The sequence below is a fragment of the Rubrivivax gelatinosus genome (assembly GCF_016583785.1).
Lineage (GTDB): Bacteria > Pseudomonadota > Gammaproteobacteria > Burkholderiales > Burkholderiaceae_C > Rubrivivax > Rubrivivax gelatinosus_B.
Window position 1 is genome coordinate 23,336 of record NZ_NRRU01000003.1, and the last position, 23,102, is coordinate 46,437.

The 23,102-nt window shown below is 70.8% G+C and carries 24 protein-coding genes; 15 read left to right on the forward strand and 9 right to left on the reverse strand.

What is annotated here, in order from left to right; all coding sequences use genetic code 11:
• Nucleotides 1-28: 28 nt before the first annotated feature.
• The 4 genes from eno to CKO43_RS01515 are packed head-to-tail and all read left to right on the forward strand — an operon-like array spanning nt 29 to nt 2,910.
• Nucleotides 29-1,312 (forward strand): phosphopyruvate hydratase, encoded by a 1,284-nt coding sequence (gene eno / locus CKO43_RS01500; RefSeq protein ID WP_200377662.1) that lies wholly within the window; start codon nt 29-31, stop codon nt 1,310-1,312.
• Between the two features lie 6 nt (nt 1,313-1,318).
• Nucleotides 1,319-1,594 carry a cell division protein FtsB gene (gene ftsB / locus CKO43_RS01505; RefSeq protein ID WP_200226724.1) on the forward strand — a complete coding sequence of 92 codons (276 nt, stop codon included), beginning with the start codon at nt 1,319-1,321 and terminating at the stop codon, nt 1,592-1,594.
• A 13-nt stretch (nt 1,595-1,607) separates the two neighbouring features.
• Nucleotides 1,608-2,249 (forward strand): nicotinamide riboside transporter PnuC, encoded by a 642-nt coding sequence (pnuC, locus tag CKO43_RS01510; RefSeq protein ID WP_200226725.1) that lies wholly within the window; start codon nt 1,608-1,610, stop codon nt 2,247-2,249.
• The gene (locus CKO43_RS01515) at nt 2,239-2,910 is read left to right on the forward strand and encodes an AAA family ATPase (protein WP_200377663.1); all 672 of its coding nucleotides are present in this window, start codon (nt 2,239-2,241) and stop codon (nt 2,908-2,910) included. Before pnuC ends, CKO43_RS01515 begins: the two co-directional genes overlap by 11 nt.
• Here CKO43_RS01515 and hslO read toward each other — a convergent pair whose 3' ends face one another.
• Both hslO and CKO43_RS01525 read right to left on the reverse strand, forming a co-directional pair.
• Nucleotides 2,911-3,867, reverse strand: a complete 957-nt coding sequence (gene hslO / locus CKO43_RS01520) for an Hsp33 family molecular chaperone HslO (protein ID WP_200226727.1) — start codon at nt 3,865-3,867, stop codon at nt 2,911-2,913. It abuts the gene before it with no gap.
• Nucleotides 3,867-4,391, reverse strand: coding sequence for a gamma carbonic anhydrase family protein (locus CKO43_RS01525; protein WP_200226728.1), 525 nt, complete (start codon nt 4,389-4,391; stop codon nt 3,867-3,869). Before CKO43_RS01525 ends, hslO begins: the two co-directional genes overlap by 1 nt.
• A gap of 33 nt (nt 4,392-4,424) precedes the next feature.
• Here CKO43_RS01525 and CKO43_RS01530 point away from each other — a divergent pair, with 33 nt between their 5' ends.
• The 4 genes from CKO43_RS01530 to CKO43_RS01545 all read left to right on the forward strand — a co-directional run bounded on the left by CKO43_RS01530 (nt 4,425) and on the right by CKO43_RS01545 (nt 8,409).
• On the forward strand, nt 4,425-5,210 hold the full coding sequence (locus CKO43_RS01530; RefSeq protein WP_200226729.1) for a ferritin-like domain-containing protein: 786 nt from the start codon (nt 4,425-4,427) through the stop codon (nt 5,208-5,210).
• Nucleotides 5,210-6,706: a M81 family metallopeptidase gene (locus tag CKO43_RS01535; protein WP_200377664.1), complete on the forward strand. Its 1,497-nt coding sequence runs from the start codon at nt 5,210-5,212 to the stop codon at nt 6,704-6,706. Before CKO43_RS01530 ends, CKO43_RS01535 begins: the two co-directional genes overlap by 1 nt.
• A gap of 80 nt (nt 6,707-6,786) precedes the next feature.
• On the forward strand, nt 6,787-7,644 hold the full coding sequence (locus CKO43_RS01540; protein WP_200226732.1) for a basic amino acid ABC transporter substrate-binding protein: 858 nt from the start codon (nt 6,787-6,789) through the stop codon (nt 7,642-7,644).
• 12 nt (nt 7,645-7,656) lie between these two features.
• Complete coding sequence (locus CKO43_RS01545; protein ID WP_200226733.1) at nt 7,657-8,409, forward strand: amino acid ABC transporter permease; 753 nt, start codon at nt 7,657-7,659, stop codon at nt 8,407-8,409.
• A 187-nt stretch (nt 8,410-8,596) separates the two neighbouring features.
• On the opposite strand, the gene CKO43_RS01550 is transcribed toward CKO43_RS01545, so the two are convergent.
• Nucleotides 8,597-9,196, reverse strand: coding sequence for a MarC family protein (locus CKO43_RS01550; RefSeq protein WP_200226734.1), 600 nt, complete (start codon nt 9,194-9,196; stop codon nt 8,597-8,599).
• Nucleotides 9,197-9,393: 197 nt separating this feature from the next.
• On the opposite strand from CKO43_RS01550, the gene CKO43_RS01555 reads away from it, so the two are divergent.
• The gene (locus CKO43_RS01555) at nt 9,394-10,338 is read left to right on the forward strand and encodes a porin (RefSeq protein WP_200226735.1); all 945 of its coding nucleotides are present in this window, start codon (nt 9,394-9,396) and stop codon (nt 10,336-10,338) included.
• A gap of 82 nt (nt 10,339-10,420) precedes the next feature.
• On the opposite strand, the gene rocD is transcribed toward CKO43_RS01555, so the two are convergent.
• Nucleotides 10,421-11,653: an ornithine--oxo-acid transaminase gene (gene rocD, locus CKO43_RS01560; RefSeq protein ID WP_200226736.1), complete on the reverse strand. Its 1,233-nt coding sequence runs from the start codon at nt 11,651-11,653 to the stop codon at nt 10,421-10,423.
• Between the two features lie 105 nt (nt 11,654-11,758).
• Between rocD and CKO43_RS01565 the strand changes: the two genes are divergently transcribed.
• Nucleotides 11,759-12,226 carry an Lrp/AsnC family transcriptional regulator gene (locus CKO43_RS01565; protein ID WP_200226737.1) on the forward strand — a complete coding sequence of 156 codons (468 nt, stop codon included), beginning with the start codon at nt 11,759-11,761 and terminating at the stop codon, nt 12,224-12,226.
• A 2-nt stretch (nt 12,227-12,228) separates the two neighbouring features.
• On the opposite strand, the gene xerD is transcribed toward CKO43_RS01565, so the two are convergent.
• The 3 genes from xerD to CKO43_RS01580 are packed head-to-tail and all read right to left on the reverse strand — an operon-like array spanning nt 12,229 to nt 14,788.
• Entirely contained in the window at nt 12,229-13,173 is a 945-nt protein-coding gene (gene xerD, locus CKO43_RS01570) for a site-specific tyrosine recombinase XerD (protein ID WP_430699135.1), read from the reverse strand.
• On the reverse strand, nt 13,170-14,138 hold the full coding sequence (locus tag CKO43_RS01575; RefSeq protein WP_200226739.1) for a tripartite tricarboxylate transporter substrate binding protein BugE: 969 nt from the start codon (nt 14,136-14,138) through the stop codon (nt 13,170-13,172). Before CKO43_RS01575 ends, xerD begins: the two co-directional genes overlap by 4 nt.
• Before the next feature lie 59 nt (nt 14,139-14,197).
• Entirely contained in the window at nt 14,198-14,788 is a 591-nt protein-coding gene (locus tag CKO43_RS01580) for a chalcone isomerase family protein (RefSeq protein ID WP_200226740.1), read from the reverse strand.
• Nucleotides 14,789-14,874: 86 nt separating this feature from the next.
• Between CKO43_RS01580 and CKO43_RS01585 the strand changes: the two genes are divergently transcribed.
• Complete coding sequence (locus tag CKO43_RS01585) at nt 14,875-15,777, forward strand: AEC family transporter (RefSeq protein WP_200226741.1); 903 nt, start codon at nt 14,875-14,877, stop codon at nt 15,775-15,777.
• Here the strand turns inward: CKO43_RS01585 and queG are convergent.
• Nucleotides 15,690-16,850, reverse strand: coding sequence for a tRNA epoxyqueuosine(34) reductase QueG (gene queG, locus CKO43_RS01590; RefSeq protein WP_200226742.1), 1,161 nt, complete (start codon nt 16,848-16,850; stop codon nt 15,690-15,692). The genes CKO43_RS01585 and queG overlap by 88 nt on opposite strands.
• Between queG and tsaE the strand changes: the two genes are divergently transcribed.
• Both tsaE and CKO43_RS01600 read left to right on the forward strand, forming a co-directional pair.
• On the forward strand, nt 16,788-17,315 hold the full coding sequence (gene tsaE, locus CKO43_RS01595) for a tRNA (adenosine(37)-N6)-threonylcarbamoyltransferase complex ATPase subunit type 1 TsaE (protein WP_200377666.1): 528 nt from the start codon (nt 16,788-16,790) through the stop codon (nt 17,313-17,315). The two genes, queG and tsaE, sit on opposite strands and share 63 nt — an antisense overlap.
• Nucleotides 17,312-18,658 (forward strand): N-acetylmuramoyl-L-alanine amidase, encoded by a 1,347-nt coding sequence (locus CKO43_RS01600; protein WP_200377667.1) that lies wholly within the window; start codon nt 17,312-17,314, stop codon nt 18,656-18,658. Before tsaE ends, CKO43_RS01600 begins: the two co-directional genes overlap by 4 nt.
• Before the next feature lie 16 nt (nt 18,659-18,674).
• Here CKO43_RS01600 and CKO43_RS01605 read toward each other — a convergent pair whose 3' ends face one another.
• Nucleotides 18,675-19,325 carry a DedA family protein gene (locus CKO43_RS01605; RefSeq protein WP_200377668.1) on the reverse strand — a complete coding sequence of 217 codons (651 nt, stop codon included), beginning with the start codon at nt 19,323-19,325 and terminating at the stop codon, nt 18,675-18,677.
• A 39-nt stretch (nt 19,326-19,364) separates the two neighbouring features.
• Between CKO43_RS01605 and CKO43_RS01610 the strand changes: the two genes are divergently transcribed.
• On the forward strand, nt 19,365-21,161 hold the full coding sequence (locus CKO43_RS01610) for an ATP-binding protein (protein WP_200226747.1): 1,797 nt from the start codon (nt 19,365-19,367) through the stop codon (nt 21,159-21,161).
• Between the two features lie 61 nt (nt 21,162-21,222).
• Nucleotides 21,223-23,100: a DNA mismatch repair endonuclease MutL gene (gene mutL, locus CKO43_RS01615; RefSeq protein WP_200226748.1), complete on the forward strand. Its 1,878-nt coding sequence runs from the start codon at nt 21,223-21,225 to the stop codon at nt 23,098-23,100.
• Nucleotides 23,101-23,102 lie beyond the last annotated feature (2 nt).

The following is a 23,102-nucleotide window of genomic DNA, read 5'->3' on the forward strand; positions in this document are numbered from 1 at the left end:
AACATCCATTGAGAGAAAGGCAGACCCCATGAGTGCGATCGTCGACATCGTCGGCCGAGAGATCCTCGACAGCCGCGGCAACCCCACCGTCGAATGCGACGTGCTGCTGGAAAGCGGCACGATGGGCCGTGCGGCCGTGCCCTCGGGCGCTTCCACCGGCAGCCGCGAAGCGATCGAGCTGCGCGACGGCGACAAGAGCCGCTACGGCGGCAAGGGCGTGCTGCGCGCCGTCGAACACGTCAACACCGAGATCAGCGAAGCCGTGCTCGGCCTGGACGCCAGCGAGCAGGCCTTCCTGGACAAGACCCTGATCGACCTCGACGGCACCGAGAACAAGGGCCGCCTGGGCGCGAACGCGACGCTGGCCGTCAGCATGGCGGTGGCGCGCGCCGCGGCCGAGGAATCGGGCCTGCCGCTGTACCGCTACTTCGGCGGCATGGGCCGCATGAGCCTGCCGGTGCCGATGATGAACGTCATCAACGGCGGCGCGCACGCCAACAACAACCTCGACCTGCAGGAGTTCATGATCCTGCCGATCGGCGCGCCCAGCTTCCGCGAAGCGATCCGCTACGGCGCCGAGGTCTTCCACGCGCTGAAGAAGATCATCGACGCCAAGGGCATGCCGACCTCGGTCGGCGACGAAGGCGGTTTCGCGCCCAACGTCGCCAACCACGAGGCCGCGATCCAGCTGATCCTCGAAGCCATCGACAAGGCCGGCTACACCCCGGGCGAGCAGATCGCACTCGGCCTGGACTGCGCCGCCAGCGAGTTCTACAAGGACGGCAAGTACCACCTGGCCGGCGAAGGCCTGGTGCTGTCGGCCGGCGAGTGGACCGACATGCTCGCGACCTGGGCCGACAAGTACCCGATCATCAGCATCGAAGACGGCATGCACGAAGGCGACTGGGACGGCTGGAAGCTGCTGACCGAGCGCCTGGGCAGCAAGCTGCAGCTGGTCGGTGACGACTTGTTCGTGACCAACACCAAGATCCTCGAGGAAGGCATCCGCAAGGGCATCGCCAACTCCATCCTCATCAAGATCAACCAGATCGGCACGCTGAGCGAAACCTTCGCCGCCATCGAGATGGCCAAGCGCGCGGGCTACACCGCCGTCATCAGCCACCGTTCGGGCGAGACCGAGGACTCGACGATCGCCGACATCGCCGTCGGCACCAACGCCGGCCAGATCAAGACCGGCTCGATGTCGCGCAGCGACCGCATCGCCAAGTACAACCAGCTGCTGCGCATCGAGGAAGACCTGGGCGACATCGCCAGCTACCCGGGCCGCAGCGCCTTCTACAACCTGCGGTAGTCGGCGTTGCGCTGGGTCGCATTCGTGCTCGCGGGGCTGCTCGTCGCGGTGCAGGCCGACCTCTGGTTCGGCCGCTCGAGCATTCCCTACACGATGACCCTGCGCACCCAGCTGGCCGCCCAGCAGGCGGCCAACGACGAGGCGCGCGAACGCAACGCGCGCCTCGAGGCCGAGGTCAGCGACCTGAAGGAAGGGCTGGAGATGGTCGAGGAGAAGGCTCGCGCCGAACTCGGCATGGTCAAGCCCGACGAGGTCTTCGTGCAGCTCACGCCTCGACACTGAGTCCCGAAACGACGTGCTCGATGCGGTCCTAGAACCAGCGCAGCCGCTGCTGCGCGTGGCCTTCACGCTGCTTGGCAGCCCGGTGACCTGGCTGGAACTCGTCGCCTTCGCGCTCGGCGTCTGGATGGTGCTGTGCAACCTGCGCGTCAACCCGCTGGCCTGGCCGCTGGCGATCGCGAGTTCGCTGCTCTACGCGCTGCTGTTCGCCGACAGCCGGCTCTACGGCGAAGCGGCGCTGCAGATCTTCTTCATCGCCGTCGCCTTCTGGGGCTGGTGGCAGTGGCTGCGCGGCCGCGGCGAGGACGGCCGCGCGCTGGCCGTGCACCGGCTGGCGCCGGCGGCACGCTGGCGCGCCCTGGCCGCCACCGCGCTGGCGTGGCCGGCGCTGGCGCTGCTGCTGGACCACGCGACCGACAGCGACGTGCCCTGGATGGACGCGCTGCCCACCGTCGGCAGCATCGCCGGCCAGTTCCTGCTCGGCCGCAAGCTGGTCGAGAACTGGCCGGTGTGGGTGGCGGTCAACCTGGTCAGCATCGTGCTGTTCGGGCTCAAGGGCCTGTGGCTGACGGTGCTGCTGTACGCGGTGTTCGCGGTGATGGCCGCCTTCGGCTGGCGCGCCTGGCTGCGGCTGGTGGATGAAGGCCATGGCCGCTGAGGCGCTGGTCGTGGCCATCGTCGGCGCCGAAAGCACCGGCAAGACCGTGCTCGCGCAGGCGCTGGCGCAGCGCATCGCTGCCGAGACCGGCCTGGCCTGCTGCTGGGTACCCGAACAGCTGCGGCTGTGGTGCGAGCAGCACGGGCGCACGCCGCAGCCGCACGAGCAGCCGGCCATCGCCGCCGCGCAACAAGAGGCGATCGAAGCCGCCGCGCGCATGGCCGATGTCGTCGTCGCCGACACCACGGCGCTGATGACCGCGGTCTACAGCCGGCTGCTGTTCGACGACGGCTCGCTCGACACCCAGGCCGCTGACTGGCAGCGCCGCTGCGCGCTGACGCTGCTGACGGCGCTGGACATCGAATGGGTCGCCGACGGCCTGCAGCGCGACGGCCCGCAGGTGCGCGCGCCGGTCGACGCGCTGCTGCGCGAGCTGCTCGCCGCGCACGCCCTGCCCTGGGCGCTGGTCAGCGGCGGGGGCCAGGAGCGGGTCGAGAACGCACTCGACGCGATCGCCCCGCTGCTGCGCTGCCGCACCGCGCCCCGCAGCGGCCTGTTCACGCGCCTGGCCGGCCGCGACGCTGCCGACCGCCCCTGGCGCTGCGAACACTGCGACGACCCGCAGTGCGAACACGCGGCGCAGGCGGCGCGCCGCGCCTGATCACTGCATCGCGCTGGACGACGGCGGCTGGTCGCGCTGCGGCGTGAACAGCTCGCCGACGTCGACGGCGTCGAAGCGGTACTCCTGGCCGCAGAACTGGCAGCCGACCTCGACGCTGCCGCGCTCGGCGATCAGCGAGTCGCTCTCCTCGCGGCCCAGCGTCTTGAGCATCGTGCGCACGCGCTCGGCCGAGCAGGTGCAGGCGAAACGCGGCTGCTGGGGCTCGAACACGCGCAGCGTCTCCTCCCAGAACAGGCGGTGCAGGATCTCCTCGCTGGACAGCGACAGCAGCTCGTCGCGCGTCAGCGTCGCGGCCAGCATCGAGATGCGCTCGAAGGCCTCGCTCTGGCCGATGTCGTCCTCGTTGCGCTTGCCCTGGAGGTTGAGCTCGCCCTCGACCGGCAGGCGCTGGATCAGCAGCCCGGCGGCGACGCTGTCGTCGGCCGCCAGCACGAGCCGGGTGTCGAGCTGCTCGGACTGCAGCATGTAGTGCTCCAGCACTTCGGAGACCTTCTGCAGCGGCTCGCGCTGGTCGCCGTGCAGCGGCACGATGCCCTGGTAGGGCTGCTGCCCGGGCAGCCGGTCCTTGGGGTCCAGCGTGATGACGCAGCGGCCCTGGCCTTGCACGTTGACCAGCGCCTCCAGGCGCGCGTCGTCGGGCACCTCGCCGACCAGCGTCGCGGTGGCGCGGAACGACAGGTCGGGCTGGACCTCGGCCACCGCCAGCTTCACCGGCCCGTCGCCCGAGATCTGCAGCACGAGCGCGCCGTTGAACTTGATGTTGGCCTGCATCAGCGCCGCCGCGGCGCTCATCTCGCCGAGCAGCTCGCGCACCGGGCGCGGGTAGCCGCCGGCGGCCTGGCGCCGGGCGAGCATCTCGCGCCAGCCGTCTCCCAGGCGCACGAGCATGCCGCGCACCGGTAATCCTTCGAACAGGAACTTGGTCAGTTCGGACATCAGCCGATTCGCTCCAGGTGATCGCGGTGGCGAGCCGCGTTGACGACGTAATGCGCGGCACCGAGGCCCAGCCGCGCGGATTGTTCGGGTGTCAGCGTGCGCACCGCCTTGGCAGGCGCGCCGACGATCAGCGTGCCGTCTTCGAAGACCTTGCCTTCGGTGACGAGCGCGCCGGCACCGACGATGCAGCCCTTGCCGATGCGCGCGCCGTTGAGGATCACGGCGCCCATGCCGATGAGCGAGCCGCAGCCGATGCTGCAGCCGTGCAGCACGACCTTGTGGCCGACGGTCACACGCTCGCCGATCTCGAGCGCGATGCCGGCGTCGGTGTGCAGCACGCTGCCGTCCTGCACATTGCTGTCGCGGCCGACGCTGATCCAGTCATTGTCGCCGCGCAGCACCGCTCCGTACCAGACGCTGGCCCCGGCGGCGAGTGCGACACGGCCGATGACGCTGGCGCTCTCGGCGACCCAGGCGAGCGGGTCGATGCGGGGCTCGGCGTCCCCGAGGCGGTAAACGGCCACGGCGGCCTCCAGGCAAAGCGGATAATTTTACGGATGGAGTTGCGAAGCGAAGCGCTCGGGGCCTTGGCCATCGAAGACCCCGGGGCCAAGGCCGCGGCGGCGCTGGCGCTGCACGCGGCCGCGCCGGTGCCCGACACCCAGGCCGTGTTCGTCGCCCCGGGCGCCCTGCCCGGCCGGCCGCCGCGGCCGACGCTGGTGCCGCCGGCCCGGCTGGCGCGCCGCACGCCGTTCACGGCCGAGGGCCGCGCCGCGCTGCTGCACGCCGTTGCGCACATCGAGTTCAACGCCATCAACCTGGCGCTCGACGCCTGCTGGCGCTTTCCCGGCCTGCCCGAGGACTTCTACCGCGACTGGCTGCGCGTGGCCGCCGAGGAGGCGCGCCACTTCCGCCTGCTCGCCGCCCACCTGGCAACGCTGGGCCACGCCTACGGCGACTTCGACGCCCACGACGGCCTGTGGGCGATGGCCGAGAAGACCGCCGCCGACCCGCTGGCGCGCATGGCGCTGGTGCCGCGCACGCTGGAGGCGCGCGGCCTCGACGCCACGCCGCCGATGCAGGCGCGTCTGGCCAAAGCCGGCGACGCGCGTGCGGTCGAGATCCTCGGGATCATCCTGGCCGAGGAGATCGGCCACGTCGCGATCGGCAACCACTGGTACCGCTGGCTCTGCGCCCGCGAGGGGCTGGAGCCGGTCGCGACCTATGCGCGGCTGGCGGCGCAATACGGTGCACCGCGGCTGAAAGGGCCGTTCAACACCGCCGCGCGCCGCGCCGCCGGCTTCGACGACGCCGAACTCGCGGCGCTGGAGGCGCTGGGCTGATGCGGGTTCTCGTCGCCGGTTTCCAGCACGAGACCAACACCTTCGCACCGACCAAGGCCGGCTGGCCGGCATTCGTTGCTGGCGACGCCTTCCCCGAGTTCACGCGCGGCGCGGCGATGCTCGAGCGCCTGGCGCCGACCTCGCTGCCGATGGCCGGCTTCATGCACGACGCGGCCGAACGCGGCTGGACGCTGGTGCCCTCGATCTGGGCCGGCGCCTCGCCATCGGCGCAGATCCGGCGCGAGGCCTTCGAACACATCGCCGCGATGCTGCTCGAGGACGCGCGCCGCGAGCACTACGACGCCGTCTACCTCGACCTCCACGGCGCCGCCGTCGCCGAACATGTGGACGACTGCGAAGGCGAGCTGCTCGCGCGCCTGCGCGCCGTCACCGGGCCGGCGCTGCCCATCGTCTGCAGCCTGGACCTGCACGCCAACGTCGGTGCCCGGCTGCTGCGCCACGCCGGCGCGCTGACGGTGTTCCGCAGCTATCCGCACGTCGACATGGCCGAGACCGGCGCGCGCGCCGCCGGGCTGCTGTCCGAGCTGGTCGGCCGCGGGACCTTCGTCACGCGCTCGCGGCGCCTGCCCTTCCTGCTGCCGATCCACACCCAGTGCACGCTGCTCGACCCGGCCGCCGGCGTCATGGCCGACCTCGCGACGCTCGAAGCGCAGAGCGGCGTGCACCTCGGCCTGGCCTTCGGTTTCCCGGCGGCCGACGTGCCCGAGTGCGGCCCGGTGGTCTTCGGCCACGGCCACGATGCCGAGGCGGTCGAGGCCAACGTGCTGGCGCTGGCCGAGAACCTGATCGCCGAGGCCGCGTCCTTCGCCGTCGAGCTGCCGGACGCAGGCCGGGCCGTCGCCCGGGCGCTGCGCGCGGCGGCCACCGCGACACGCCCGGTCATCGTCGCCGACACCCAGGACAACCCGGGCGCCGGCGCCGACGCCAACACCACCGGGCTGCTGCACGCGCTGCTCGATGCCGGTGCCGGCAGGCGCTTTCCCGGTGCAGTGGCGCTCGGGCTGATGCACGACCCCGAGGCCGCGGCCGCGGCGCACGCGGCCGGCGTCGGCGAGCGGCTGCCGCTGCGGCTGGGCCGCAGCGTGCGCTGCCCGGGTGGCCGCGACAGCGAGCCGCCGGTTCAGGCGCTGGCCACGGTGCTGGCGCTGCACGCCGGCGACGTCGCGCTGGCCGGCCCGATGACCGCGGGCAACACCGTGCACCTGGGGCCCAGCGCCTGCGTCGAGATCGACGGCGTACGCGTGCTCGTCACCAGCGGCAAAGGCCAGCTGATCGACGAGGCGCTGTGCCGTTTCCTCGGCGTCGAGCCGCGGGCACTGAAACTGCTTGTCGTGAAGAGCTCGGTGCATTTCCGCGCCGCGTTCGCGACGATCGCCTCCCGCATCATCGTCGCGCGCGCGCCCGGGCCCATGCCCGCCGACCCGGCCGAGCTGCCGTGGACCCGCCTGCCGCAGGACATCGCGCGGCGCCCTTGACCTGGAGCGCCGTTCGTGCTGCAAAAACAGGCGGACCCACGAGTACACTGCGCGGGCCTCAACCTTCCTGTCCCAACCCCATGACCCAGATTACGACCCGTCGCTTCCTGCAGACGGCCGCGGTTCTCGCGGCCGGCATCGTGCTCGCCGCCTGCGGCAAGAAGGAGGAACCGGCTCCCGTCGAGCAGGCCGCCTCGGCCCCCGCTCCGGCCCCGGCACCGACTGTCTACACCGTCGGCACCGACGCCGCCTACGCTCCGTTCGAGAGCCAGGACGAGAAGGGCGAGATCGTCGGCTTCGACATCGAAGTGCTGTCTGCCGTCGCGAAGAAGGCCGGCTTCGAGGTCAAGTTCGTCAACACGCCGTGGGAAGGCATTTTCAACTCGCTCGGCCAGGGTGACCGCGACATCATCATCTCGGCGGTGACGATCACCGACGAGCGCAAGCAGACGCTGGACTTCAGCGACGCCTACTTCGACGCCGCCCAGCTGATCGCCGTGCGCGACAACAGCAAGGTCGCCAAGTTCGCGGACCTGAAGAAGCTCAAGGTCGGCGTGCAGACCGGCACCACCGGCGACGAGGCCACCACCAAGCTGATCGGCAAGGCGAGCACCAACATCAAGCGCTTCGAGTCGACGCCGCTGGCGCTGAAGGAACTCGAGTCGGGCGGCGTCGACGCGGTCGTCGCCGACAACGGCGTGATCATCCACCACGTCGCCAACAACCCCGGCGCCAAGTTCAAGACCATCAGCGACCCCGAGTTCGCGCCCGAGCATTACGGCATCGCCGTGAAGAAGGGCAACACCGCGGTCCTGGAGAAGATCAATCAGGGCCTGGCCGGCATCAAGGCCGACGGCACCTACGACCAGATCTACGCGAAGTACTTCGGCGCCGCGCCGGCCAAGGCGCAAGCCCCGGCATCGGCCGCGTCGAACTAAGCCGGATCGGCGATGGATCTTCGTTGGGAGATCCTCGCCGGCTACGGGCCGCTGTTCGCCAGCGGCCTGCTGATGACGATCCAGCTGACGCTGGTCGCCATCGGGGCCGGGCTGATCCTGGGCGTGGGCCTGGGACTCGTCAGCAGCTCGGTCGATGCGCCGCAACCCAAGTCGGTCCCGATGGCCATGCTGGTTCGGCTGGCCCGCGGGGTGACGATCGCCTATGTCACGTTTTTCCGTGGCACGCCGCTGTTCGTCCAGATCCTGCTCGTGCACTTCGCGCTGATGCCGGCGCTGGTGCACCAGGACCACGGGTTGCTGATATCCGGTGAGACCGCACGCCTGTTCCGCCAGGAACACGGCGCATTCCTGTCCGGCTGCGTCGCGCTGAGCCTGAATTCGGGCGCCTACATCAGCGAGATCTTCCGCGCCGGCATCCTCTCGATCCACCGCGGGCAGACGCAGGCCGCCTACAGCGTCGGGCTGAACCACGCGCAGGCGATGCGCTACGTGATCCTGCCGCAGGCCTTCCGGCGCATGGTGCCGGCACTGGTCAACGAGGGCGTCACGCTGATCAAGGACTCCTCGCTGGTGTCGGCGATCGGCCTGGCCGAGCTGGCTCTGGCCGCGCGCACCGTGGCCGGCGCCTATTCACGCTACTGGGAACCCTACCTCGCGATCTCCGCGCTGTACCTGGTGCTGACGCTGACGCTGTCGCTGCTGGCCAAGCGCCTGGAGGCGCCCGCGCACCTGCGCGGACGCTGACACCGCCACGCGCTGCGCGCGTCACCAGAGGGCCGGCGCCGACAGGCTTCCGGCCCTTTGTTTTGTCTCTTCCCGGCGAACCCAGCCAGGGACGGAACAGATCAAGCTCCGCCGCGGAGCCGGCTCTGCCGGGCCGCTGGCGGGCAGCCCCCTCGGGGGGTAGCGAGCGCGAGCGAGCTTGGGGGCCTCAGGTCTCGAAAAAGTAGCGTTTGAGGCCGGCCAGGATCATCTCGATCGCGACGGCGGTCAGCACCAGGCCCATCAGCTTCTCGATCGCGGCGACCATCGACGAGCCGAGCAGGTTGCGGATGCGGTCGGCCGCCAGCAGCACGATGCCCGAGACCAGCATCGCCGCGGTCAGTGCGCCGAACCACTGCAGCATGTTGTCGGGCTGGCGCGAGGCCAGCAGCAGCACCGTCGCCATCGCCGACGGGCCGGCCAGCAGCGGCACCGCCAACGGGAAGATGAAGGGTTCGCGCCCGCGGCCATCGGCCGCGTAGACCTCGCCGCCGGTGGCGAAGATCATGCGGATCGCAATGATCAGCAGGATGACCCCGCCGGCCACCTCCAGCGAACGTTCGGACAGGCGCATCAGCGACAGGAAGGCCTGGCCGCCGACCATGAAGACGGCGAGGACGAAGAACGCGATCGTCGCCTCGCGCACGGCGACGCGCCGGCGCCGCACCGGGTCGACACCACGAAGGACGGAAATGAAGATCGGCAGGCTGCCGAAAGGGTCCAGCACCAGCAGCAGCAGGACGAAAGCCGAGAGAAAGTCGTGATCCATGCCGTCATTTTCGCCTCAGGCGTGACACGCCCCATTGCGGTGCACCTGTTGCGTGAAAGCCGCAGTCCGCCGTCATCAACAGGCCATATGACAGGCTCATACCGGGTTTGTCCGAGGCAGCGCCGTAGACTAGCCGCGAACCCCGGAGACAGACTTCACGAAGAGCTCCGCGGTCTAACGTAAAGGACGAAACGACTATGAAGCGCACCCTGATCGCTCTCGCGTGCCTGGCCTCGACGGCCGCTTTCGCGCAGAGCAATGTCACGATCTACGGCCGCCTGAACACCTCGGTCGAGTACCAAAAGAACATCGACACGACCGATTCCAAGGCTGTTCTGCAGAACAACGCGTCGCGTCTGGGCTTCAAGGGCACGGAAGACCTCGGTGGTGGCCTGAAGGCGCTGTTCATGATCGAACACCGCTTCAACAGCGACACCGGCACCGCCGCCACGGAATTCTGGTCCGGTGACGCCTTCGTCGGCCTGCAAACCCCGTACGGCACGGTCCGCGCCGGCCGTATCACGAGCCCGGCGTACTACGCCACGGCCGACTACGTCAGCCTGCACAACCACGACACCGGCACGTCGGAAGACAAGCTCTACGTCGCCGCCAGCTCGCCGAAGAACACGGTCGCCTACCTGACCCCGTCGTTCGGTGGCCTGACCGCTGAATTCGCCGCTTCCGCCGGCGAAGGCACGGACGCCAACAAGTCGTGGCAAGCCGCCGTCAACTACGACGCCGGTGCTCTGCACCTGGGCGCCGGTTACGACGAAAACGACCCGGGCGACAAGCAAGTCGCGCTGCGTGCCCTGTACGAACTGGGTGCCTTCACCTTCGGCGGCTACTACCAGCTGGCCGACAGCGTCGACTTCGGCAAGCGCAACTCGGTCCGTGGTTCGCTGCAGTACACGCTGGGCGCGAGCGAGTTCCACGTCAACGTCGGCTGGGCCGACGACTGGGACGACGTGAGCAAGAGCGGCGCGATCCAGTACACGGTGGGCTACAACTACAACCTGTCCAAGCGCACCAAGGTCTACGCGTTCTACACGGCCGTGGAAAACGACAGCAATGTCGCCTACGGCACCTCGTTCACCGGCAAGGACCCGAGCTCCTTCGCCGTCGGCGTGCGCCACAACTTCTGATCGGTTTCCAACCGACAGCCGAAAGCCGGTCGCAAGACCGGCTTTTTTCATTTCCGCGGCACACACCGCGGCGGTGGCGGGCTCAGCCGCCGCAGGCGCGCAGCGCCGATGCGAAGGCGGCGACGGCGAAGTCGATCTGCGCCGGCGCTATGACCAGCGGCGGCGCCAGGCGCACCACCGTGCCGTGCGTGTCCTTGGTCAGCACGCCTTCGGCCATCAGCGCCTCGCAGACCACACGCGCCGAGGCGAAGTCGGGCGCCAGCTCGACACCGACCAGCAGCCCGCGGCCGCGCACCTCGCGCACGGCAGGGTGCGCCAGCGCCCGCAGGCCCGCCATCAGCCGCTCGCCCGACGCGGCGGCGCGTTCGGCCAGGCCTTCACGTTCCATCACGTCGAGCGCCGCCAGCCCGACGGCCGCCGCCAGCGGATTGCCGCCGAAGGTGCTGCCGTGGTCACCCGGTGTGAACTGCGCCATCACGTCCGCACGCGCCAGGAAGGCGCTGACCGGCAGCAGCCCGCCGCCGAGCGCCTTGCCCAGCGTCAGGCCGTCCGGCACCACACCTTCGTGGTCGAGCGCCAGCCGGCGCCCGGTGCGGCCGAGCCCGGTCTGGATCTCGTCGCAGATCAGCAGCACGCCGCGGCGGGTGCAGATCTCGCGCGCAGCGCGCAGATAACCCGGCGGCGGCACGACGATGCCGGCTTCGCCCTGGATCGGCTCGAGCAGCACGGCGCAGGTGTCGTCGCCGATCGCGGCCTCCAAAGCCGCCGCGTCGCCGAAGGGCACGGTGTCGAAGCCCGGCGCGAACGGCCCGAAGCCGTCGCGGTACTGCGCCTCGCTGGAAAAGCCGACGATGGTCGTGGTGCGACCAGCGAAGTTGCCGGCAGCGACGACGATGCGTGCCCGGCCCGCGGCGATGCCCTTGACCTTGTAGCCCCACTTGCGCGCGGCCTTGAGCGCGGTCTCGACGGCCTCGGCGCCGCTGTTCATCGGCAGCGCCCGGTCCATGCCGGTGAGCATGCACAGGCGCTCGAGGAAAGGCCCGAGCCGGTCGCTGTGGAAGGCGCGCGAGGTGACGGCCAGCCGCCCGGCCTGCTCGACCAGCGCCGCCACCAGCGCGGGGTGGCCGTGGCCGAAGCTCACTGCCGAATACGCGCTCATCATGTCCAGGTAGCGCCGGCCGGCGCTGTCCCAGAGCCACACGCCCTCGCCGCGTGTCAGCACGACGGGCAACGGGTGGTAGTTGTCGGCGCCCCAGCGCCGTTCGAGTTCGATCGCGGGATGAGGCGCGGCGGTGGCGTGCAGACGGTCGTTCATGTCCACACTGTGCCCAAGCCGGCTAGAAATGTGCTTTCCATAAACTGCGCCGAATACCGGTTTAGGTGAAACAATATTGCACCGATACGACGATATTTGAGATCCATGAACGATTTGGACGCCATTGACCGCAAGATCATCGCCGCGATGCAGGCCGATGGCCGGATCTCCAACGTCGAGCTCGCCAGCCGCGTGCACCTGTCGGCGCCGCAATGCCTGCGACGCACCCGTGCGCTCGAGGAACGCGGCGTGCTGCGCGGCTACGGCGCGCGCGTCGACGCCCAGGCACTGGGTTACGGCGTCACCGCCTTCGTCAGCCTGAACATCCACGGCGGTGCTTTCGACCGCGTGCGCGACATCGAGGCGAGCATCCGCGCTTTTCCGCAGATCCTCGAATGCCACACCGTCAGCGGCGACTGCGACTACCTGCTGAAGGTGGTCGCGCGCGACCTGAAGTCGCTGTCGCAGTTCCTGACCGACCGGCTGATGCAGATCCCGGGCGTCGACGACGTGCGTTCGATGATCTGCCTGGAGGAGATCAAGCCGCAGTCGCCGCTGCCGACGGATGGCTGAAATCAGGCTCTGGGGTGGTGGCGCGAATGCAGCAGGCGCAGCCGCTCGCGTGCGACGTGGGTGTAGATCGTCGTCGTGCCGATGTCGGCGTGGCCCAGCAGCAGCTGCACCGCACGCAGGTCGGCGCCGTGGTTCAGCAGATGGGTCGCGAAGGCGTGGCGCAGCGTGTGCGGCGACAGCGGCGCCAGGATGCCGGCTTCGCGCGCGTACTTCTTCACCAGCAGCCAGAAGGCCTGGCGCGTCATCGGCCCGCCGCGCGCGGTGACGAAGAGTGCGTCGCTCGCCTGGCCGCCCAGGATGACGGCCCTCGCCTCGGCGAGGTAGCGCCGCAGCCAGCCGTGCGCTTCTTCGCCGAACGGCACGATGCGCTCCTTCGAGCCCTTGCCGAGGACACGCAGCACGCCGTCGGGCAGGCTCAGGTGCACGCTCTTGGAGCCGACGAGTTCGCTCACGCGCAGGCCGCTGGCGTACATCAGCTCGATCATCGCGCGGTCGCGCAAACCCAGCGGCGTGTCGACCGCGGGCGCTGCCAGCAAGGCCTCGACCTGGCGCTCGCTCAGGCTCTTGGGCACACGCAGCGGCTGGCGTGCCGACAGCAGCCGCAGCGTCGGGTCGCCCGCGACCAGGTGCTCGCGCAGCGCCCAGCGGAAATAACGCTTGAAGACGGTGAGCCGCCGGTTGGCCGTGGTCGCGCGGGTCGCGACATGGCGTTCGGCGATGTAGCCCAGCAGGTCGGTCTCGGTGCTGGCGTCCAGCGCCTTGGCGTGGCGGCGGGCCAGCCAGCCGGCATACAGCGTCAGGTCGCGACGGTAGGCCGCCAGCGTCAACGACGCCAGGCCGTCCTCGATCCAGAGCGCGTCGACGAAACGGTCGATCGAGGCGGCGCTCGCCGCCTCGACCGGGCCGGGCGCCGCCAAGGCGGCGACGTCGACGCCCGCCGTGTTCACTCCAGCGACAGCTTGGCCGTCTGCACGACCTTCTTGTAGACCTCGTACTCGGCCTTGATCTGGTCGCCGAACTCCTTGGGCGTGTTGGCGACGATGAGCGAGCCGGTGTCCTCGATGCGCTTCTTCACGTCGGGCAGCGCAACGGTGGTGCGCACGGCGGCGTTGATCTTGTCGACGACTTCCTTGGGCAGGCCCTTGGGGCCGTAGATGCCGTAGAAGGCCATGCGGTTGACCGGCTCCAGGCCCACCTCCTTGAAGGTCGGCACGTTCGGCAGCACCGCCAGGCGCTGCGGCGCGGCGACGACGATCGCGACCAGCCGGCCGTCCTTGATGAAGGGCAGCGCCGACGGCAGGTTGTCGAACATGATCTGCACCTGCCCGGCGACGGTGTCGTTGAGCGCCGGGCCCGCACCGCGGTACGGGATGTGGGTGATGAAGACGCCGGCCAGGCTCTTGAAGAGCTCGGTCTGCATGTGGCCGATGCCGCCGGTGCCCGAGCTCGCGTAGCTGTACTTGCCCGGATTCTTCTTGACCTCGGCGAGGAAGCCCTTGTAGTCGCGCGCCGGGAAGCTGGGGTGCACGACGATGACGTTGGGCGTCGCGGCGATGTTGATGATCGGCGTGAAGTCGGTCAGCGGGTTGTAGGGCACCTTCGGGTTGATCGCCGGGTTCGATGCCACCGAGGACACGGTGGCGACGCCGAGCGCGTAGCCGTCGGGCGTGGCCTTGGCGGTCTCGTTGGCGCCGATGATGCTGCCGCCGCCGGCCTTGTTCTCGACGACCATCGTCTGGCCCAGCGCGGGCGAGATCTTGTCGGCGATGGTGCGCGCGATGATGTCGGTCGTGCCGCCGGGGGCGAAGGGCACGACCAGCCTCACGGTCTTCGTCGGGTAGCCCTGGGCCCAGGCAGCCAGCGGTGCGACCAGACAGGCCAGGAACAGCGCGGGCAGCGTTCTTCTCTTCATGCGGGCAGTCTCCATCTCGGTGGTGGGTGGGAAACGGGGTCTGCGCCGATTGTGTGTGATCAGGCCGCCGGCTGTCCGAGCAATCCGGCCTTCAGCCGCGTGTCCACGGGGCGATCGCCGAGGAAGATGCCGAGCACCGCGGCGTAGAGGTCCTCGCCCTGCAGGTCCGGGCCGGTCTGGCGATCGTTCAGCGTGAAGACCAGCCCGCGCCCGGGCACGAAGTCGAGGTTGACGACGTCGCCCTTCTTCACCTGGCGCATCGCCTGCACCTGGCGGTTCAGCGCCGCCTGGCGCTGCGCCAGCGCCGGCTGTTCGGCCGCCGGGGTGTTGCGCCGGAAGCCTTTGTCGATCGCCTTCACGAACTCCTTGGCCGGCGCCTCCTGCAGCATGCGCAGCTGGATGCGCTTGGCCCCGGGCGTGGCCAGCACCTGTGCCGGGCTGGTGGCGCGGCGCGTCAGGTAGAGCCCGGCGGCATAACCGTGGATCCAGGCGACCGAACGCGTACCGACGCCGTTGAGCACCAGGTCGGCGTTGCCGACGCGCATCGTCGCCGGGAAGGTCTCGCCGACGATGGTGAGCTGGGCAGCAGCCGGACGGGCGAGCAGGCCGCCGGCGGCGGCGGCGAGCAGGAGACGGCGACGGTTGATCATGGATCGGTCCCGGTTGGTGTTCGGCAGCTTCTACAACGCGAACGCTTGACCCGTCGCCGACCGGGGCGCTGGCACACTGGCGCCCGATGCCCGACCTCCTGCTGCTCGCCCCCGACTTCCTGCTGATCATCGCCGGCTTCCTGATCTGCCGTCACACACCGCTCGGGCGCGGTGTCTGGGACGGTGCCGAGCGCCTGGTCTATTACGTGCTGTTCCCGGCGCTGCTGTTCGGCTCGATCGTGCGCGAGCCGATCGCGTTCGGCAGCATGCTGCCGCTGGCCGGCAGCGGCCTGGCGATCGTCGGCGCCGGCGTCGCCCTGGCCTATGCGCTGGCACTCGTGCCCGGCGTCGATGCGCGGCTGCACGCCTCGGGCGCGCAGACCGCGTTCCGCTTCAACTCCTACGTCGGGCTGGCGGTCGCGGCGCGCATCGCCGGGGCCGACGGCGTCGCCTGGACCGCGCTGCTGATCTCGCTGTGCGTGCCGCTGTGCAACATCGCCGCCGTCTGGCCGCTGGCACGCCACGGCGGCCACGGCTATGCGCGCGAGCTGCTGCGCAACCCGCTGATCCTGGCGACCGCCTCCGGGCTCGTCTTCAACCTGCTGGGGCTGCGCCTGCCCGAGCTGCTGGCCGGCGCGATGGGCCGCGTCGGTTCGGCCGCGGTGCCGCTCGGGCTGATGGCCGTCGGTGCCGGCCTGCAGTTCGGCGCTTTGCGCGAAGGGCCCGGCCTGGCCGGGGCGCTGCTGGCGATCCGCCACCTGGCGCTGCCGGCGCTGGCGATCGCACTCGTGCTCGGGCTCGACCTGCCGCCGGCGCAGCAGGCGACCCTGGTCGCCTTCGCGGCGCTGCCCACCGCGTCCAGCGCCTACGTGCTGGCCACGCGCATGGGCGGCCACGGCGGCTACGTCGCCGGCCTGGTGACGCTGTCGACGCTGGTGGCGATGGCCGGGTTGCCGCTGGCGCTGCTGCTGCTGGGGCTGCTGCGCTGAGCCAGCGCCCAGGCCACGTGTTCGGCGGCGCGCTCGCCCGCGGCGTCGCGGCCGGCGGCCAGCGCCGCCGCCAGCAGCGGGTCGTCTTGCCGGCGCAGCGTATTGCCGGCGGCCACGGCGAGGTTGCGGCGCCAGCGCTGCCAGCCGATGCGGCGTATCGGGCTGCCTTCGGTGCGTTTCAGGAACGTGGCCTCGTCCCAGGCCCAGAGTGCGAGCAGCGTCGGTGCCGCGAGATCGGCGCGCAGGTCGAAGTCAGGCAGCGGCGCGCGGCGCGCGAACTTGTTCCAAGGGCAGGCGAGCTGGCAGTCGTCGCAGCCGTAGATGCGGCTGCCCAGCGCCGGGCGCAGTTCGAGCGGGATGGGCTCGTCGCTCTCGATCGTCAGATAGCTGATGCAGCGCCGCGCGTCGACGCGGTAGGGCGCGACGATGGCGCCGGTCGGGCAGGCGTCGAGGCAGGCCGTGCACTGGCCGCAGTGCGCCGTCTCCGGCGCCGTGACCGGCAGCGCCAGATCGACGTAGATCTCGCCCAGGAAAAACATCGAGCCGGCGTCGCGCGCCAGCGTCAGCGTGTGTTTGCCGCGCCAGCCCAGGCCGCAGCGCGAAGCGAGTTCGACTTCGAGCACCGGCGCCGAGTCGACGAAGACGCGGTGGCCGAAAGGCCCGATCTCGGCCGCCAGACGGTCGGCCAGGCCCTGCAGCCGGCTGCGCAAGACCTTGTGATAGTCGCGGCCGCGGGCATAGATCGAGATCACCGCCTCACCGGGTGCGTCGACGCGGCGGCGTTCGGTCTCGACCCAGTCGGCGGGTGTGTCGCGCGCCAGGTAGTCCATGCGCGCGCTGATCACACGCACCGTGCCCGGCACCAGTTCGGCCGGGCGTGCGCGCTTCATGCCGTGTGCCGCCATATAGGCCATCGAGCCATGGAAACCGGCCTCCAGCCAGGCGCGCAAACCCGGCTCGGCGGCAGCCAGATCGATGTCGGCCACGCCGATCTGGGAGAATCCCGCCTCATGCGCCCAGATCCGGAGTCGCTCGAGCAACGAGGGCCCGTCGACGTGTCGTTCGGTTCGCATCCGTCGATTCTAGAAACCCGCAGCGTCCCCTGGCCCGACGAGGCCGCCTGTGCCGCCTGGGCGGCGGCGCTCGCCTCGCGGCCGGCGATCCGCGACGCCTGCATCGAGCTCGACGGCCCGCTGGGCGCCGGCAAGACCACCTTCGTGCGCCACCTGCTGCGCGCGCTCGGTGTCACCGGCCGCATCAAGAGCCCCACCTACGCCGTCGTCGAACCTTATGCGCTGCCCGGGCTGGCGATCTCGCACTTCGACTTCTACCGCTTCGACGACCCGCGCGAGTGGGAGGACGCGGGCTTTCGCGAGCTGTTCGCGAACCCGGGGCTGAAGCTGCTCGAATGGCCCGAGAAGGCGCGCGCGATGCTGCCGCCACCCGACCTGCGCCTGGAGATCACGCCGCAGGACGACGCCAGCCGCCGGGTGCTGGCCCAGGCCTTCAGTGCGCGCGGCGTCGCGCTGCTGCGATGAAACGCCGCCGCCTCGTCACCGGTGCCGGCCAGCTCGTGCTGCTGCTGGCCGCGCCCCAGCTGGCCTGGGGTGCCGGCATCGTCGCGGTGCGTGTCTGGCCGGCGAGCGACTACACCCGGGTCACGATCGAGTCCGACGGCGCACTCGTCGCCCGGCACTTCGTCACCGAAGCGCCGGAGCGCCTGGTCATCGACCTCGAAGGGCTGGAACTGAGCCCGATGCTGCGCGACATCGTCGGCAAGATCCGCCCCGACGACCCCTACATCGCCGGCGTGCGCGTCGGCCAGTTCCAGGCCCGTGTCGTGCGGCTGGTGCTGGACCTGAAGCGCCCGGTCGCCCCGCAGCAGTTCACGCTGGCGCCGGTGGCCGCCTACCAGCACCGGCTCGTCTTCGACCTCTACCCGACCGAGGTCCAGGACCCGCTGCTGGCGCTGATCCGCGACAAGGAAGCCGCCGAGCGCCAGGCCGCCAAGGCGGTGGAAGATGCGCTCGGCGAGCTGATCGCACGCGTCGACAAACCCGGCATCCCGCAGTCGACGGCGCCCAAGCCGCCGGTGCCGGTGCCGCCGCTGCAGACGCCAGCGCCAGCGCGCGAGACGCCGCCGACCGACGCCGAACGGCGCCGCGTCGACCGCCTGATCATCGTCGCGCTCGACCCCGGCCACGGCGGCGAGGACCCGGGCGCGATCGGCCCGACCGGGCTGCGCGAGAAAGACGTGGTGCTCGCCGTCGGCCTGGCACTGCGCGAGAAGCTCAACGCCGTGCCCGGCATGCGCGTGATGATGACGCGCGACGCCGACTTCTTCGTGCCGCTGCAGGACCGCGTGCGCAAGGCGCGGCGGGTGCAGGCCGACCTGTTCGTGTCGATCCACGCCGACGCCTTCCTGCGCCCCGAGGCGCGCGGCGCCAGCGTCTTCGCGCTCTCGACCAAGGGCGCCTCCAGCACCGCCGCACGCTGGATGGCGCAGCGCGAGAACGCCGCCGACCTGGTCGGCGGCGTCAACGTCGCCACCGTGCGCGACGCCCAGCTGCGCCAGGCGCTGCTGGACATGAGCACGACGGCGCAGATCAAGGACAGCGTCAAGCTCGGGCGCGAAGTGCTGTCGCGGCTGGACCGCGTCGGCCGGCTGCACAAGAAGGACGTCGAGCAGGCCGGCTTCGCGGTGCTGAAGGCACCCGACATCCCGTCGATCCTGGTCGAGACCGCCTTCATCTCGAACCCGGAAGAAGAGACGCTGCTGCGCGATGCCGGCTACCGCACGCGCCTGGTCGACGCGCTCGCCACCGGCATCCGCCACTACTTCGCGAAGAACCCGCCGCTGGCGCGGCAGCGCTCGCTGTAGCGGCGGGCCGCCGCCCTCAGGCGGCTTCGGGCCCGGCGCGGCGCGCCTTCCAGGCGCCGTAGAGCACGAACAGCCCGGGCACCAGGATCATCGCCCAGATGATCTTGCTGAGGTTGTCCTTCACCCACGGCAGGTTGCCGAACAGGTAGCCGGCGCTCGTCAGGCTGCCTATCCACAGCACCGCGCCGGTGACGTCGAACAGCGTGAAGCGGCTGCGCGTCATTTGCGCCACCCCGGCGACGAACGGCGCGAAGGTGCGGATGAACGGCATGAAGCGCCCGGCGATCAGAGTAAACCCGCCGTAACGTTCGTAAAAAGCGTGAGTGCGATTGAAAGCATTCCGATTGAAGAACCTCGACTGGTTCCAGCCGAATACACGCGGTCCGACCACCCGGCCGATCGTGTAGTTGCACTGGTTGCCCAGCACCGCCGCCGCGATCAGCAGCAGCATCGCCAGCGGCAGGTTCATCAGGCCGACACCACACATCGCCCCGACGACGAACAGCAGGGAGTCCCCGGGCAGAAAGGGCATCACGACGACGCCGGTCTCCACAAAGATGACGATGAAAAGCAGCGCATAGACCCAGGCGCCGTAAGCCTGGACGAATGCCGCCAGATGCAGGTCCACATGAAGGACGAAGTCCATCAACCATTGCACATATTCCATGACCCGGGATTATCGACCGCTGGTTATGCTCCCGGCGCAATGACGACACTGGAACAGGCGTCGCCGGACATCGAGAGCCTGGTGCAACGCCGGCTGTTGTGCACGGCCTTGCGCAATGCGACCCGGGGCGTGTGGATGCTGCTGGTCGCGATGGGGCTGGTGGCCGCCCTCGGCTGGATGGCCGGGCGACCGCTGGCCGCCGCCGGCGCGGCGACCGTGGGCGGCATCGCGGCGCTGCTGCGGCGCTCGCTCGCACGCCGCCACGCCGACTCGCCGCCCGCCACCGATGCCGAGCTGGCGCGTGTCGCGCGCTGGCTGGACGCCACCGCGATCGCGGTCGGCACGATGTGGGCCGTCTGCACGGTCGCCGTCTATCCCGGCCTGGACGAGCAGGCGCGCACGCTGTACCTGGTGATGGTCTGCGGCTCGATCGCCTACTCGGCGCAGTTCATGGCGATGGCCGGCCGCTCCTTCGCCTGGCTGACGACGCTGCAGATCGGCGCCATCTGCGCCGTCAGCCTGCTCGTCGCGCCGGTGCGTTCGCTGCCGCTGGCGCTGCTGGCGCCGATCTACGGCCTGGCGATGCTCAGTGCCGCACGCGAGCTGCGGCTGACGATCGCCGAGTCGCTGCGCCGCGGGCTCGAGGCCGAGGCCGTCAACGTCTCGCTGCAGCGCGCCAAGCAGGCGGCCGACGCCGCCAGCATCTCCAAGTCGCAGTTCCTGGCGACGATGAGCCACGAGATGCGCACGCCGATGAACGGCATCCTCGGTGCGCTCGACCTGATGCGCGACACCCCGCTGGACAAGCGCCAGCGCAGCCTGGTGCGCACCGCGGTGGCATCGGGCGAGTCGCTGCTGTGCATCATCGACGACGTGCTCGACCACTCGACGATCGAGTCAGGCAAGCTGAAGCTGGGCCCGGCGCCGATGTCGGTGCACGCGGTCGCCGCGTCGGCGGCGGCACTGCTGCGCTCCACCGCCGAGCAGCGCGGCCTCAAGGTCGAGCTGCAGATCGCGCCCGAGGTGCCCGACGCCGTGATCGGCGACGCCTCGCGGCTCAAGCAGGTGCTGCTGAACCTGATCGGCAACGGCATCAAGTTCACCGAACGCGGCGGTGTCACGCTGCGCCTGAACCCGGCATCGGCGCCCGAAGGCCGGCGCGGCGTGCGCTTCGAGGTCGCCGACAGCGGCATCGGCATCCCGGCCGACGCGATTCCGCGCCTGTTCCAGCCCTTCTCCCAGGTCGACGCCACGCGCAGCCGCAGCCACGGCGGCACCGGCCTGGGCCTGGCGATCAGCCAGCGCATCATCGAGGCGATGGGCGGGCACATCGTCGTCGAGAGCACCGAGGGCCGCGGCTCGCGCTTCGGCTTCACGCTCGCGCTGCCGCCGGCGCCCGAGCCGGTGCCGCTGCACTCGCCGATGCTCGACTCGGGGCTGATGCCGCTGGCGCCGGCACCGGCGCTGCACGGGCGCGTGCTGCTGGTCGAGGACAACCCGGTGAACCGCCTCATCGCCGCCGAGATGCTGAAGACCTTCAGCCTCGACGTCGTCGAGGCCGAGGACGGCCAGCAGGCGCTGGAGCGCATCGACCGCGAGCACTTCGACATCGTGCTGATGGACATCCAGATGCCGGTGCTAGACGGCTACGCCGCCACCCAGCGCATCCGCGAGCGCGAGGCGCGGCTGCGGCTGGCGCGGGTGCCGATCGTCGCGCTGACGGCCAACGCCTTCGACGAGGACGCTGCCCAGTCGCTGGCCGTCGGCATGGACGCCCATCTATCCAAGCCCTACTCGCGCGAACAGCTGCGCACGCTGCTCAAGCAGTGGCTGTAGCCGGGGCCGGGCGGCGGCGCCGGACGCGGCGCGCGACACCCCCCTCCTACAATCCCGCCGGATGACAGAAGCGCCGCCGCCCCGCCGTCCGATCCGCGAACTGCCCGACGAACTGGTGAGCCAGATCGCCGCCGGCGAGGTCGTCGAACGGCCGGCTTCGGTGGTGCGCGAGCTGGTCGACAACGCGCTCGACGCCGGCGCCCGCGCCGTCGTCGTGCGCCTGGCCGCCGGCGGCGTGCGCAGCATCGTCGTCGAGGACGACGGTTGCGGCATCCCGGTCGAGGAACTGCCGCTGGCGCTCAAGCGCCACGCCACCAGCAAGATCGGCTCGCTGGGTGAGCTGGAAGCGGTGCGCACGATGGGTTTTCGCGGCGAAGCGCTGGCCGCGATCGCGTCGGTGTCGGAGATGGCGATCACCAGCCGCACGGCCGACGCCGGGCACGGCTGGCGCGTCGACGCGCGCAGCGGCGAGCTGCAGCCGGCGGCACGCGCCGCCGGCACCACGATCGAGGTCCAGGAGCTGTTCTTCTCGACCCCGGCGCGGCGCAAGTTCCTGAAGAGCGAAGCGACCGAACTCGCGCACGCCGTCGAAGCGGTGCGCCGGCACGCGCTGGCCCGGCCCGACGTCGGCTTCGCCGTCTGGCACGAAGGCCGCGTCGTCGCCCAGTGGCGTGCCGCCGGCATCGAGCAGCGCCTGGCCGACGTGCTCGGGCGCGAGTTCATCGCCGCCAGCCGCACGCTGGAGGTCGCGGCCGGGCCGCTGATGCTGGCCGGCCGCGCCGGCCAGCCCGAGGCCGCGCGCAACCGCACCGACCTGCAGTACCTGTTCGTCAACGGCCGCTACGTGCGCGACCGCCTGGTTTCGCACGCGGTGCGCGCCGCCTACGAAGACCAGCTGCACGGCAGCAAGCAGCCGGCCTATGCGCTGTTCCTGCAGATCGAGCCCGAACTCGTCGACGTCAACGTGCATCCGACCAAGATCGAGGTGCGTTTCCGCGACGGGCGCGCGGTGCACCAGGCGGTGCAGCGGGCGGTGGTGCAGACGCTGGCGGCGACACGCGCGGCGGTCGCCGCGCCGGTGGCCGAGGCCTCGCCGCCCGCACCGCCGGTCGCCGCCCTGCCGGTGGCCGACGAGACCCCGGTGCTCACGCGCCCCTCCTTTCAGCCCTCGCTGCCGCTGGTCGCGCGCGATACCCAGGCGCCGTGGCGCAGCGACGGCGCGCGCAGCACGCCGCAGGGCAGCGGCGGCCTGGCCGCATGGTCGGCGCTGCGGCCGACGCCGGCGGCGGTCGAGACCGTGCTCGAAGCGCCCGCCGCCGCGGCGCGTTCGCTGCCCGAGGCCGAACCCGCCGCGCATCCGCTGGGCGAGGCCATAGGCCAGGTCGGCGGCGTCTACGTGCTGGCGCGCAACGCCCACGGGCTGATCGTCGTCGACATGCACGCCGCGCACGAACGCATCGTCTACGAGCGCCTGAAGCAGGCGGCCGCCGCCAGCACCGCGCTGCCGGCGCAGCCGCTGCTGCTGCCGGTGAGTTTTGCCGCCACCGCGGCCGAGATCGCCACCGCCGAGGCCGAACGCGAAGCGCTGCTGGCGCTCGGGCTGGACGTGGCGCCACTGGCGGCGACGACGCTGGTCGTGCGCAGCCGCCCGGCGGCGCTGCCCGACGCCGACGTCGCCGAGCTCGCACGTTCGGTGCTGGCCGAGTTCGAGCAGACCGGCGCCAGCCGCGCCGTCGAACGCTCGCGCGACGAGTTGCTGGCGACCATGGCCTGCCACGGCGCGGTGCGCGCCAACCGCCGGCTGACGCTGCCCGAGATGGACGCGCTGCTGCGCCAGATGGAGGCCACCGAACGCGCCGACACCTGCAACCACGGCCGGCCGACCTGGCGCCAGCTGACGATGAAGGAACTGGATGCCCTCTTCCTGAGGGGGCGCTGAAG

What these genes read in the sequence shown, in the direction of transcription:
- CKO43_RS01580 (WP_200226740.1), bottom strand. Translation starts at nt 14,788, where the DNA reads ATGATCAACCGTCGCCGTCTCCTGCTCGCCGCCGCCGCCGGCGGCCTG.
- tsaE (WP_200377666.1), top strand. Translation starts at nt 16,788, where the DNA reads ATGCGCCCAGATCCGGAGTCGCTCGAGCAACGAGGGCCCGTCGACGTG.
- queG (WP_200226742.1), bottom strand. Translation starts at nt 16,850, where the DNA reads ATGCGAACCGAACGACACGTCGACGGGCCCTCGTTGCTCGAGCGACTC.
- CKO43_RS01575 (WP_200226739.1), bottom strand. Translation starts at nt 14,138, where the DNA reads ATGAAGAGAAGAACGCTGCCCGCGCTGTTCCTGGCCTGTCTGGTCGCA.
- CKO43_RS01555 (WP_200226735.1), top strand. Translation starts at nt 9,394, where the DNA reads ATGAAGCGCACCCTGATCGCTCTCGCGTGCCTGGCCTCGACGGCCGCT.
- CKO43_RS01545 (WP_200226733.1), top strand. Translation starts at nt 7,657, where the DNA reads ATGGATCTTCGTTGGGAGATCCTCGCCGGCTACGGGCCGCTGTTCGCC.
- CKO43_RS01550 (WP_200226734.1), bottom strand. Translation starts at nt 9,196, where the DNA reads ATGGATCACGACTTTCTCTCGGCTTTCGTCCTGCTGCTGCTGGTGCTG.
- CKO43_RS01530 (WP_200226729.1), top strand. Translation starts at nt 4,425, where the DNA reads ATGGAGTTGCGAAGCGAAGCGCTCGGGGCCTTGGCCATCGAAGACCCC.
- CKO43_RS01540 (WP_200226732.1), top strand. Translation starts at nt 6,787, where the DNA reads ATGACCCAGATTACGACCCGTCGCTTCCTGCAGACGGCCGCGGTTCTC.
- CKO43_RS01610 (WP_200226747.1), top strand. Translation starts at nt 19,365, where the DNA reads ATGACGACACTGGAACAGGCGTCGCCGGACATCGAGAGCCTGGTGCAA.
- eno (WP_200377662.1), top strand. Translation starts at nt 29, where the DNA reads ATGAGTGCGATCGTCGACATCGTCGGCCGAGAGATCCTCGACAGCCGC.
- CKO43_RS01605 (WP_200377668.1), bottom strand. Translation starts at nt 19,325, where the DNA reads ATGGAATATGTGCAATGGTTGATGGACTTCGTCCTTCATGTGGACCTG.
- CKO43_RS01585 (WP_200226741.1), top strand. Translation starts at nt 14,875, where the DNA reads ATGCCCGACCTCCTGCTGCTCGCCCCCGACTTCCTGCTGATCATCGCC.
- CKO43_RS01535 (WP_200377664.1), top strand. Translation starts at nt 5,210, where the DNA reads ATGCGGGTTCTCGTCGCCGGTTTCCAGCACGAGACCAACACCTTCGCA.
- hslO (WP_200226727.1), bottom strand. Translation starts at nt 3,867, where the DNA reads ATGTCCGAACTGACCAAGTTCCTGTTCGAAGGATTACCGGTGCGCGGC.
- CKO43_RS01565 (WP_200226737.1), top strand. Translation starts at nt 11,759, where the DNA reads ATGAACGATTTGGACGCCATTGACCGCAAGATCATCGCCGCGATGCAG.
- rocD (WP_200226736.1), bottom strand. Translation starts at nt 11,653, where the DNA reads ATGAACGACCGTCTGCACGCCACCGCCGCGCCTCATCCCGCGATCGAA.
- CKO43_RS01515 (WP_200377663.1), top strand. Translation starts at nt 2,239, where the DNA reads ATGGCCGCTGAGGCGCTGGTCGTGGCCATCGTCGGCGCCGAAAGCACC.
- CKO43_RS01600 (WP_200377667.1), top strand. Translation starts at nt 17,312, where the DNA reads ATGAAACGCCGCCGCCTCGTCACCGGTGCCGGCCAGCTCGTGCTGCTG.
- mutL (WP_200226748.1), top strand. Translation starts at nt 21,223, where the DNA reads ATGACAGAAGCGCCGCCGCCCCGCCGTCCGATCCGCGAACTGCCCGAC.